Consider the following 11,128-nt stretch of genomic DNA (forward strand, 5'->3'; position numbering starts at 1 on the left):
CACTCATGACCAAGACCGTTATCACCAGCGACAAGGCCCCGGCCGCCATCGGCACCTACTCCCAGGCCATCAAGGCGGGCAACACCGTCTACATGTCCGGCCAGATCCCGCTGGACCCAAAGACCATGGAACTGGTTGAAGGCTTCGAAGCACAGACTGTACAGGTCTTCGAAAACCTCAAGTCGGTGGCCGAAGCGGCTGGCGGTTCGTTCAAGGACATCGTCAAGCTGAACATCTTCCTCACCGACCTGAGCCACTTCGCCAAGGTCAACGAGATCATGGGCAAGTACTTCGAACAGCCGTACCCAGCCCGCGCCGCCATTGGCGTTGCCGCCCTGCCAAAGGGTGCGCAGGTTGAGATGGACGCGATCCTGGTCATCGAGTAAAACACCCGGCGCAGCTTCCCCAGCTGCGCCGACTTCGTTTCAGAAGGATTTCATGATGCGCAAAGCGCTTGTAGCCCTATCAACGCTGGCCCTGTTGCTCGGCGGCTGCGCCAGCAACCCTGCCGATGTGGATGTGAGCGGTACCTGGATCAACCAGGCCGCCATCGACGCGGCGTCCAAGGGCGGCCCTTTGCGTGAAGCGCTGCAAAGCTACGGCCCGAACCTTGAGTGGGAAATCAACACCAAGGCTTCGCAGGCGCGCTACTACAACGGTTTCGAAGTCGCCGAGGGCAAGTTGCTCGGCGAAAAATCCGGTGCCTGGAGCGTGGACTTCTACGGCAGCTCCGCGACCGAACTCAAGCGCAAGGGCAAGCAATTGCTGCAGGTGGCCAACGATAACGAGCCCGAGCAACTGTTCGCCCGCGCCAAAGACCCTGCCCCGGAGGGTGCGCCCCTGGGCGCCAACTTCGAGCGGGCACTGTACGCGGCCTACATGGGCGGCGACTGGAAGATCACGGACGGCTTCGGCAACGGCGCCATCGTGCAGTTCCAGGCCAACGGCAAGGTCGCGGGCCTGCCCAATGTGGATCAGTACTCACTGTGCCTGGCGGGCGATTGCGCCTCCATGAGCGGCGGCTACGACAGTATCTGGCTGCAGCTCAACGGCCAGGGCAACCCGTGGATCTTCGTGCGCAAGGGCAAGCAGCTGGAAATCTTCCAGGCTATCAATACCGCCCAGACAGACGAAGTGCCCTCGTTCACCCCTGGCCCTCGGCAGTGGTTGCTGGAAAAGCAATAAGCGGCCGAGCGCTGAACTGAATCTAGGAGCGGGGCTTGCTCGCGAAAGCGGTGCATCAGAAACATATTCAGTGACTGACACTGCGTATTCGCGAGCAAGCCCGCTCCCACATTTTTACCGCGTTTCAATCCTCGAGGATCGCCGCACGGCCTTCTCGATAGTTGGGAACTTTGGCTTCCAGTCCAGCGCATTGGCTGGGGCGCTGCGGCCTCCAATGTGGGAGCTGGCTTGCCTGCGATAGCGGTTTACCAGTCACCCGCTTTGCTGGATGTGCCACCGTCATCGCAGGCAAGCCACACATCCTCTGGCCGTGTTTCAGCCTTTGAGAATCGACGCGTAGCCTTCTCGATAGGTTGGGTAGGTCGGCTTCCAGCCCAGCGCCTTGGCGCGGGCATTGCTGCACTGCTTGCTGCCGGCACGACGCACACTGGCGTCGGCGGCCCACTCGGTCACGCCCAGGTATTCACGCAACCAGCCCACCACTTCCGCCAATGGCGCAGGCGCGTCGTCGACGCCGATGTAGACCTTGTCCAGCGAACCGCCCTGCTCCACGTGCCGCAGCAAAAAAGCCAACAGGCCCGCGGCATCGTCCGCGTGAATCCGGTTGCCATATAAAGGCGGGTCGATCGCCACGCGGTAACCCTGCCGGACCTGGCTTAACAGCCACTCACGGCCCGGGCCGTAAATGCCGGTCAGGCGCACGATGCTGGCGGGGATACCGCTGTTGAGCGCGACTTGCTCGGCCTCCAGCATTACCTGGCCGGAATAGCCCTTCGCCTGGGTCTCGGATGTTTCGTCGACCCACTCGCCGTTCTGCTGCCCGTAGACGCTGCTGCTGGATACAAACAGCAGGTGTTTCGGCACCTGGCCGTAGTCGCCCAGCCATTCCAGCACGTGCTGCAAACCTTGTACGTAGGCTGCGCGATAGCCGGCCTCATCGTGATCCGTCGCGGCGGCGCAATACACCAGGTAATCCACCCCGCCGATCGGCCAGGTGTCAGGGCAATCCTTTTTGAACAGGTCGCCGGCGATGCCGATCACCCCGTCGGGCAGGCGTGAAATATCACGTCGCAGGCCATAAACCTCCCATTCCGAGGCAAGCAATTGGCTAGCCAGCCGACTACCCACATCGCCACAACCGGCAATCACAACAGAAGGCGCAGACATCAGAAAACTCCGTACAGAAAGGTCTAGGTTAGCCTTCACACATGACAGGCGGCCACAAAAAGGACAAATAAAGTAACTGTATTACTTCTGTTAACAAGAATTACTTGCAATAATAACCGCCCATTTGTCCTCGGCCCCCAGGCCTGGAAGGACGCTCAACTCATTTTCTTTACTCAGGTCCGGCCAGCATGACACGTAATACAAACCCCGCTTCGCCAACCAAGCTTCACAGCCCATCCCGCGCCTGGCGCGCGATTGCTGCGCTGCTGTTCAGCGTACTGCTGGCACCGACCGCCGCATTTGCTGACGCCACCGCACCCGCCGCGGCCCCGGCAGCCGAGCACAGCACGGCTGCTCCAGCCGCTGCGCCAGCCGCCTCCGACCCGGCCCAGGCTGCAGACCCAGCCGCTCCCGCTGACGATACCGGTGTGGTCCTGGAAGAAGACAACACCCTGGGCATGGCCCACGACCTGTCGCCGTGGGGCATGTACCAGAACGCTGACGTGGTGGTGAAAGCCGTGATGATCGGCCTGGCCATCGCCTCGATCATCACCTGGACCATCTGGATCGCCAAGGGCTTCGAGCTGCTGGGCGCCAAGCGTCGCCTGCGCACCGAGATCGTCCACCTGAAAAAAGCCACCACCCTCAAGGAAGCCAGCGAGACGGCAACCAAGAAGGGCACCCTGGCCAACACCCTGGTGCACGACGCGCTGGAAGAAATGCGCCTGTCGGCCAACACCCGCGAAAAAGAAGGTATCAAGGAACGCGTGGCCTTCCGCCTGGAGCGCCTGGTAGCCGCCTGCGGTCGTAACATGAGCAGCGGCACCGGCGTGCTGGCGACCATCGGTTCCACCGCGCCTTTCGTCGGCCTGTTCGGTACCGTATGGGGCATCATGAACAGCTTCATCGGCATCGCCAAAACCCAGACCACCAACCTCGCCGTCGTTGCCCCGGGCATCGCCGAAGCCCTGCTGGCAACCGCCCTGGGCCTGGTTGCGGCAATTCCTGCGGTGGTGATCTACAACGTCTTCGCCCGTTCGATCGCCGGCTACAAGGCCCAGGTCTCGGACGCGTCGGCAGAAGTCCTGCTGCTGGTCAGCCGCGACCTCGATCACCTGCCTACCGAGCGCAGCTCGCAACCGCACATGGTGAAAGTGGGGTAATCGGCCATGGGCCTGCATTTGAATCAAGGCGACGACGAACTCGTCGAGAACCACGAAATCAACGTCACGCCATTTATCGACGTGATGCTGGTGCTGCTGATCATCTTCATGGTGGCAGCACCGTTGGCCACCGTGGACATCAAGGTTGACCTGCCCGCCTCCAGCGCCAAGCCGGCGCCGCGGCCAGAGAAACCGATCTTCCTCAGCGTCAAGGCGGACCAACGCCTGTTCCTGGGCGAAGAAGAAGTCAAGGCTGAAACCCTGGGGCCGGTGCTCGACGCCAAGACCCAAGGCAAGAAAGACACGACGATCTTCTTCCAGGCTGACAAGGGCGTGGACTACGGCGACCTGATGAGCGTGATGGATGCCCTGCGGGCAGCCGGCTACCTCAAGGTGGGCCTGGTCGGACTCGAGACGGCAGCCAAAAAATGATCACGACGCGCCACAAACTGACGCGTTATGGCACCAGCCTCGCCGTCGTGCTGGGCGTGCATGCCGTCGCGATTGCCATCGCGCTCCACTGGTCGGCGCCGCATACGGTGCAGCTGCCACCGGCCGCCATGGTCATCGACCTGGCACCGATGCCTGCACCGCCGCCGCCGGCTCCGCCCAAAGTCGTAACGCCGCCGCAACCACCGGCGCCGGTGGAAGAGCTGCCGCTGCCGAAACTGGCCGAGGCACCCAAGCCGACGATCCAGGTGCCCAAGCCGGTCAAGCCCAAGCCCAAGCCACAACCGCCCAAGCCGGTGGAGAAAAAGCCCGAGCCGCCCAAGGAGAAACCATCCGAAGAGCCGCCGAGCGACGCTCCGCCGACCAACGCACCGGCTGAAAAATCGGCCCAGCCGGTTCCAGGCCCGTCGCCGCAGCAAGTCGCGGCCAAGGCGTCCTGGGAAGGCACCCTGCTGGCTCACTTGCAGAAGTACAAGAAGTACCCGCCAGGTGCCCAGGCGCGTGGCAAGGAAGGCCTGAACCGCTTGCGCTTTGTGGTCGACGCCGACGGCAATGTGCTGTCCTACGAGTTGGTGGGCCGCTCCGGCAACGCCGACCTGGACCGCGCCACCCTGGACATGATCCGTCGTGCCCAGCCGCTGCCCAAGCCTCCGGCCGACATGCTCAAGGGCGGCAGCATCGAGATCGTTGCACCGTTCGTGTACAACATCGAGAAACGCCGCCGCTAAGGATTGCGGGAGTCAACTTGTGTGGGCGCTGGCTTGCCTGCGATAGCATCACCTCGGTGCAACGGATAGACCGAGGTGTGTGCATCGCGGGCAAGCCCAGATTGTTTTTATCGCTTCAGCAAAATCCGCCACACTCCCCGCTCAATCCCCACCAAAGTTCTGATAACGTGCGTCTATCGATTGCAGCCGGTATGCTTGGCTCGCAACCTCATGGACGCCCGCTATGACTCTTACAGAATTACGCTACATCGTTACCCTCGCCCAAGAGCAGCACTTCGGCCATGCGGCCGAGCGTTGCCACGTCAGCCAGCCGACGCTGTCGGTGGGCGTGAAAAAGCTTGAAGACGAACTCGGTGTGCTGATTTTCGAGCGCAGCAAGAGCGCCGTGCGCCTCACCCCGGTGGGCGAAGGCATCGTGGCCCAGGCCCAGAAGGTGCTGGAGCAAGCGCAAAGCATTCGCGAACTGGCCCAGGCCGGCAAGAACCAGCTGACCGCACCGCTGAAAGTCGGCGCCATCTACACGGTCGGCCCGTACCTGTTCCCGCACCTGATCCCGCAACTGCATCGCGTCGCGCCGCAGATGCCGCTGTATATCGAAGAAAACTTCACCCACATCCTGCGCGACAAGCTGCGCAATGGTGAACTGGACGCGATCATCATCGCCCTGCCGTTCAATGAAGCGGATGTGTTGACCCTGCCGCTCTACGACGAGCCGTTCTACGTGCTGATGCCGGCCTCCCACCCGTGGACGAAAAAAGACACCATCGACGCCGGCCTGCTCAACGACAAGAGCCTGCTGCTGCTCGGCGAAGGTCACTGCTTCCGCGACCAGGTCCTGGAAGCCTGCCCAACCCTGACCAAAGGCAACGACGGCGCCAAGCACACCACTGTGGAATCCAGTTCCCTGGAAACCATCCGCCACATGGTCGCCTCCGGCCTGGGCATTTCGATCCTGCCGCTGTCGGCGGTGGACAGCCATCACTACGCCCCCGGCGTGATCGAAGTACGCCCACTGACGCCACCGGTGCCGTTTCGTACCGTGGCGATCGCCTGGCGCGCGAGTTTCCCGCGGCCCAAGGCCATTGAGATCCTCGCGGACTCGATCCGCCTGTGCTCGGTGGCCAAGCCGCCTGCTGCGAGCTGATTAACGGTATGACTGAGCTGTCGCAGGTGTCGGTGACGGCACTCAAGGGTGTCGGTGAGGCCATGGCTGAAAAGCTGGCCAAAGTCGGCCTGGAAAACCTCCAGGACGTGCTGTTCCACCTGCCCCTGCGTTACCAGGATCGTACCCGCGTGGTGCCGATTGGCCATTTGCGCCCAGGGCAGGATGCAGTGGTCGAGGGCACCGTCAGCGGCGCCGACGTGGTGATGGGCAAGCGCCGCAGTCTGGTCGTGCGCCTTCAGGACGGCACCGGCGGCTTGAGCCTGCGCTTCTACCATTTCAGCAACGCCCAGAAAGAAGGCCTCAAGCGCGGCACCCGCGTGCGCTGCTACGGTGAAGCTCGCCCCGGCGCGTCCGGCCTGGAGATCTACCACCCGGAATACCGCGCCATCACCGGCGACGAGCCGCCGCCGGTGGACACCACGCTCACCCCGATCTACCCGCTGACCGAAGGCCTGACCCAACAGCGTCTGCGCCAGCTGTGCATGCAAACCCTGACCCTGCTCGGCCCCAAGAGCCTGCCCGACTGGCTGCCCCTGGAGCTGGCTCGCGACTACCAACTGGCGCCACTGGACGATGCGATTCGTTACCTGCATCACCCGCCGGCCGACGCCGACGTCGACGAGTTGGCCCTCGGTCATCATTGGGCCCAGCACCGCCTGGCCTTCGAAGAATTGCTGACCCACCAACTGTCCCAGCAGCGCCTGCGCGAAAGCATGCGTTCGTTGCGCGCGCCGGCCATGCCCAAGGCCACGCGCCTGCCTGCGCAATACCTGGCCAACCTCGGTTTTGCCCCGACCGGTGCCCAGCAGCGCGTCGGCAATGAAATCGCCTACGACCTGAGCCAGAAAGAACCCATGCTGCGCCTGATCCAGGGCGACGTGGGCGCAGGCAAGACCGTGGTCGCGGCCCTCGCGGCCCTGCAAGCCCTGGAGGCCGGCTACCAAGTGGCGCTGATGGCGCCCACCGAGATTCTCGCCGAGCAGCACTTCATCACGTTCAAGCGCTGGCTCGAACCGCTGGGCCTGGAAGTGGCCTGGCTGGCTGGCAAGCTCAAGGGCAAGAACCGCGCAGCAGCGCTGGAGCAAATCGCCGGCGGCGCGCCCATGGTGGTGGGCACGCACGCGCTGTTCCAGGACGAAGTGCGATTCAAGAACCTGGCCTTGGTGATCATCGATGAACAGCACCGCTTCGGCGTGCAACAACGCCTGGCGCTGCGCCAGAAAGGCGTGGGCGGACGCATGAGCCCGCACCAGTTGATCATGACCGCCACCCCGATCCCGCGCACCCTGGCCATGAGCGCTTACGCCGACCTCGACACGTCGATCCTCGACGAACTGCCCCCCGGTCGTACCCCGGTCAACACCGTGCTGGTCACCGACACCCGCCGCGTCGAAGTCATCGAGCGCGTGCGTGGAGCCTGCGCCGAGGGCCGCCAGGCCTATTGGGTGTGCACGCTGATCGAGGAGTCCGAGGAGCTGACCTGCCAGGCCGCCGAAACCACCTATGAAGACCTCACCAGCGCCTTGGGCGAACTCAAGGTCGGGCTGATCCACGGCCGCATGAAACCCGCAGAAAAGGCCGCGGTGATGGCCGAGTTCAAGGCTGGCAACCTGCAACTGTTGGTCGCCACGACCGTCATTGAAGTCGGCGTGGACGTGCCCAATGCCAGCCTGATGATCATCGAAAACCCAGAACGCCTGGGCCTGGCGCAGCTGCACCAATTGCGCGGCCGCGTCGGCCGGGGCAGCGCGGCCAGCCACTGCGTGCTGCTCTACCACCCACCGCTGTCGCAGATCGGCCGTCAGCGCCTGGGCATCATGCGTGAAACCAACGACGGTTTTGTCATCGCCGAGAAAGACCTCGAACTGCGCGGCCCCGGCGAAATGCTCGGCACGCGCCAGACCGGCCTGCTGCAATTCAAGGTCGCCGACCTGATGCGCGACGCCGATCTGCTGCCCGCCGTACGCGATGCCGCGCAGGCGCTGCTCGAGCGCTGGCCGGACCACGTCAGCCCGCTGCTGGATCGCTGGTTGCGCCACGGCCAACAATACGGCCAGGTCTGACCCTCCCCGCCGGCGATAGCGCCAGAACGCCCGGCCCCTTCGCTAACCGCGTCACAAACCGCAGTTAGTCGACCAACATATGTATCAAGCTGGTTATACTTCGGTGACTGTAGGAAATTGGATCAGGCCATGTCAGAAGTTGCCCTCGCCACAGCCCCGCTGACCGCCCCGCCGGTCATTCGGGCTCTGCTCGCTAAGCTCGCCGTCAGCTACACGGAAGTTGCCGACCAACCGGGCCTGAATCCTGCGCGAAAGGTCCAGGCCGTGCTGCTGGAAGATGCGGTGGGCGCACTGATGGTGCTGTTCCCGCAGAACCAGTTGCTCGATCTCAACCGCCTCGCCGAACTCACCGGGCGCCGCCTCACCGCCGTGTCGCCGGACCGCGTTGAACGCATGCTGGGCAAGCATGACCTGAGCCTGCTGCCGGGCCTGCCGCCTCTCACCAGTTCGCCGTGCCTGTATGAAGGCAGCCTGCTCGACGAGCCGAGCCTGCTGGTGCATTCGGGCGAAGCCGGGCTGCTGCTGGAAATCACCAGCGACGCATTCAAGACGATGCTCACCAAGGCCAGCGCCGGCCACTTCGGCGAGCCGCTGAGTAATATTCGCCCCAACCTCGATCGTCCCAATGATGACCGCGAGGAAATCACCCAGGCGATGCAGGCATTCACTGCCCGCCGGATCCAGCAGCGCCTGGAAGCGACCATCGAGATTCCACCGCTGGCCGATACCGCGCAGAAAATCATCAAGCTGCGGGTCGACCCCAACGCCACCATCGACGACATCACCGGTGTAGTGGAAACCGACCCGGCCTTGGCCGCGCAGGTAGTGAGCTGGGCCGCATCGCCGTACTACGCGTCGCCGGGCAAGATCCGTTCGGTGGAAGACGCCATCGTGCGCGTGCTGGGCTTTGACCTGGTGATCAACCTCGCGCTGGGCCTGGCCCTGGGCAAGACCCTGAGCCTGCCCAAGGACCACCCGCATCAGTCGACGCCGTACTGGCACCAGTCGATCTACACCGCCGCCGTGATCGAAGGCCTGACCCGCGCCATGCCGCGCGCCCAGCGCCCGGAAGCGGGCCTGACCTACCTGGCCGGCTTGCTGCACAACTTCGGCTACCTGTTGCTGGCCCACGTGTTCCCGCCGCATTTCTCGCTGATCTGCCGGCACCTGGAGGTCAACCCGCACCTGTGCCACAGCTATGTCGAACAGCACTTGCTGGGCATCAGCCGCGAGCAGATCGGCGCCTGGTTGATGCGCTACTGGGACATGCCGGACGAACTGTCCACCGCCCTGCGCTTCCAGCACGACCCGACCTACGACGGCCAATACGCCGAGTACCCGAACCTGGTGTGCCTGGCCGTGCGCCTGCTGCGCAGCCGTGGGATCGGCTCCGGGCCGGACGAGGCGATTCCGGACGCGCTGCTTGAGCGCCTGGGACTGACGCGCGACAAGGCTGAAGAAGTTGTAGGCAAGGTACTGGATGCCGAGGTGCTGTTGCGTGAGCTGGCTTCGCAGTTCAGCCAGGCCTAACCCTCAAGCGCAATTGTGGCGAGCGGGCTTGTCCCGCGTCGGGCCGCGAAGCGGCTCTAAAACCTGACACCCTACTCTTGATGAAATGACGCGGTGGCCTGAACAGGGGGCTGCTGCGCAGCCCAACGCGGGGCAAGCCCGCTCGCCACAAAGAGGATCGCCTGCCAAAAAAAGGCGGTTTCAGGTTTTCTTCTTTTTCTTCGGCTTCAAATACTTGGTCAGCCCCTGGAACCAGATCACCAGCGCCGGGTTGCCCTTGATCTGGATCGACTTGTCCTGAATCCCCGTCATGAACGCCAGTTGCTTGTTCTTCGCCTGCATCGTGGCGAAGCCATAGGCGGCATCCTTGAACGCGATGGCAAACGCCGGCGTCGGGTGAACACCCGAGTGGCTGGTAATGCGCTGGTCTTTGACGACGAAGTGACGGGCAACCTTGCCGTCCAGTGTCTGCAACTGGAACGCCAGGTCTTTGTCACCCAGCTGTTGCTGGAAGGCAGGATTGGTGCGGCTGGCTTTGCCCATCAGCAGGCCCAGCACCCACAGCAGAAGACGAAATTTCATGCACACGGCCTCGGTGTAATTATTGAGTGGCCGCAGCAGTGTAACGATTTGATCGAGGAACGCCACCGATCTCGCGCTTTAGACGGAGATCGGCTGGCGTTTAACGCTTATAGCAACATGTTGCTTAAACGTTAGGGCAAGGCACCGGCGCCCAGTCGGCCAGGTTTGGATCGCGGCAGGTGCCTTCGATCTGCGCCTTGCCGGCGCTGGCGACCTGCTTGCTTTCAGCTTGCTTGGCCTGCACGGTCTGGATGCTCTTCTCGGTGGTTACCGCTTCTTTAGGCACCACTGGCAGCGCAGGCTTCTTCGCTGGCTTCACGGCTTTCTTGCCTTTGGCCGGGGCCACGGGCGGCGTGGTGTCGGCGGTGGCCACGGTGACCACGTCGGCGCGCTGCACGCCTACCTGCTGCAGGTCTTGCTCGTAGGCCTGGGTGTAGTTGTTCAGGTCTTCGCTGGCTTTGCCGTTGACCGCGACGATCAGGTCATTGGACTCCTTCAGGCCCGCGACGATTTCTGCCAGGCGCTTGCGGCCTTCGGTGTCATTGACGGTCTTGGCCTTGCGGTCGGCCACCAGCTTGGTGAACGCGCTCTGGTAGCACTGCTGGGACGCCTTGGCGTAGGCGGTGCTGCGGTCGATGTCGGAAGCGCTTTTGTTGAAGTCGGTGGAGTACGACGCGATGCGCTGGTTGTCATCGGTGATCTGCTTCTGACGCTCGGTGTAGTAACCCGCCGCGCCGCCGGCCAGGGCGCCGCCCGCTGCGCCGATCGCCGCGTTGCGGCCGCGCTTGTCGGAGTCGCCGGTCAAGGCGCCAAGCAGTGCACCGCCGGCCGCGCCGAGGGCGGCACCGGTGACGACCGACTTGGTCATGTCCGAATCGGTGGCGCGCAGGTGCTGCACCGGCTCGTAGCAGTTGGGGTAGTACTCGACCTTGGTGCTCGACGCGACCTTGGACGCCGGCGACGTGGCGCAGCCAGTCAGCACGGTACTGAAACCGGCCGCGATCAGCAGCAAGTGACGCTTGGAAACCGCCTTACGGGAAAAAAGCATAGATGTGTTCTCTTTTAAGTTTGACTTGCCCAGCACGGCCCACCGCCGCCTGAGTCCCTTCCAAGCTC

11 protein-coding genes are annotated in these 11,128 nt (G+C 63.4%); 8 read left to right on the forward strand and 3 right to left on the reverse strand.

The window, feature by feature from the left end:
- Nucleotides 1-5: 5 nt before the first annotated feature.
- Both JFU04_RS28860 and JFU04_RS28865 read left to right on the forward strand, forming a co-directional pair.
- A complete protein-coding gene (locus JFU04_RS28860) occupies nucleotides 6-386 on the forward strand; it encodes a RidA family protein (protein ID WP_003176922.1) in 381 nt (126 codons plus the stop codon).
- A gap of 55 nt (nucleotides 387-441) precedes the next feature.
- Nucleotides 442-1,185: a hypothetical protein gene (locus JFU04_RS28865; RefSeq protein WP_065902495.1), complete on the forward strand. Its 744-nt coding sequence runs from the start codon at nucleotides 442-444 to the stop codon at nucleotides 1,183-1,185.
- 315 nt (nucleotides 1,186-1,500) lie between these two features.
- Here the strand turns inward: JFU04_RS28865 and JFU04_RS28870 are convergent, their stop codons facing one another.
- The gene (locus JFU04_RS28870; RefSeq protein WP_120450510.1) at nucleotides 1,501-2,352 is read right to left on the reverse strand and encodes an SDR family oxidoreductase; all 852 of its coding nucleotides are present in this window, start codon (nucleotides 2,350-2,352) and stop codon (nucleotides 1,501-1,503) included.
- 188 nt (nucleotides 2,353-2,540) lie between these two features.
- On the opposite strand from JFU04_RS28870, the gene exbB reads away from it, so the two are divergent.
- The 6 genes from exbB to JFU04_RS28900 all read left to right on the forward strand — a co-directional run bounded on the left by exbB (nucleotide 2,541) and on the right by JFU04_RS28900 (nucleotide 9,451).
- Entirely contained in the window at nucleotides 2,541-3,515 is a 975-nt protein-coding gene (gene exbB / locus JFU04_RS28875) for a tonB-system energizer ExbB (protein WP_201146148.1), read from the forward strand.
- A gap of 6 nt (nucleotides 3,516-3,521) precedes the next feature.
- The gene (exbD, locus tag JFU04_RS28880; RefSeq protein WP_003195519.1) at nucleotides 3,522-3,947 is read left to right on the forward strand and encodes a TonB system transport protein ExbD; all 426 of its coding nucleotides are present in this window, start codon (nucleotides 3,522-3,524) and stop codon (nucleotides 3,945-3,947) included.
- A complete protein-coding gene (locus JFU04_RS28885; RefSeq protein WP_065902499.1) occupies nucleotides 3,944-4,693 on the forward strand; it encodes a TonB family protein in 750 nt (249 codons plus the stop codon). Before exbD ends, JFU04_RS28885 begins: the two co-directional genes overlap by 4 nt.
- A gap of 223 nt (nucleotides 4,694-4,916) precedes the next feature.
- Entirely contained in the window at nucleotides 4,917-5,837 is a 921-nt protein-coding gene (locus JFU04_RS28890) for a hydrogen peroxide-inducible genes activator (protein WP_065902501.1), read from the forward strand.
- Nucleotides 5,838-5,845: 8 nt separating this feature from the next.
- Nucleotides 5,846-7,921 carry an ATP-dependent DNA helicase RecG gene (gene recG, locus JFU04_RS28895; RefSeq protein ID WP_106805596.1) on the forward strand — a complete coding sequence of 692 codons (2,076 nt, stop codon included), beginning with the start codon at nucleotides 5,846-5,848 and terminating at the stop codon, nucleotides 7,919-7,921.
- A 129-nt stretch (nucleotides 7,922-8,050) separates the two neighbouring features.
- Nucleotides 8,051-9,451, forward strand: coding sequence for an aminoacyl-tRNA deacylase and HDOD domain-containing protein (locus JFU04_RS28900; RefSeq protein WP_065902502.1), 1,401 nt, complete (start codon nucleotides 8,051-8,053; stop codon nucleotides 9,449-9,451).
- Between the two features lie 180 nt (nucleotides 9,452-9,631).
- Here JFU04_RS28900 and JFU04_RS28905 read toward each other — a convergent pair whose 3' ends face one another.
- Both JFU04_RS28905 and tagQ read right to left on the reverse strand, forming a co-directional pair.
- Nucleotides 9,632-10,012 (reverse strand): helicase, encoded by a 381-nt coding sequence (locus tag JFU04_RS28905; RefSeq protein ID WP_201146150.1) that lies wholly within the window; start codon nucleotides 10,010-10,012, stop codon nucleotides 9,632-9,634.
- Nucleotides 10,013-10,136: 124 nt separating this feature from the next.
- Nucleotides 10,137-11,060 carry a type VI secretion system-associated lipoprotein TagQ gene (gene tagQ / locus JFU04_RS28910; protein WP_065902504.1) on the reverse strand — a complete coding sequence of 308 codons (924 nt, stop codon included), beginning with the start codon at nucleotides 11,058-11,060 and terminating at the stop codon, nucleotides 10,137-10,139.
- Nucleotides 11,061-11,128 lie beyond the last annotated feature (68 nt).

This window comes from Pseudomonas sp. TH21 (assembly GCF_016651025.1).
Taxonomy (GTDB): domain Bacteria; phylum Pseudomonadota; class Gammaproteobacteria; order Pseudomonadales; family Pseudomonadaceae; genus Aquipseudomonas; species Aquipseudomonas aylmerensis.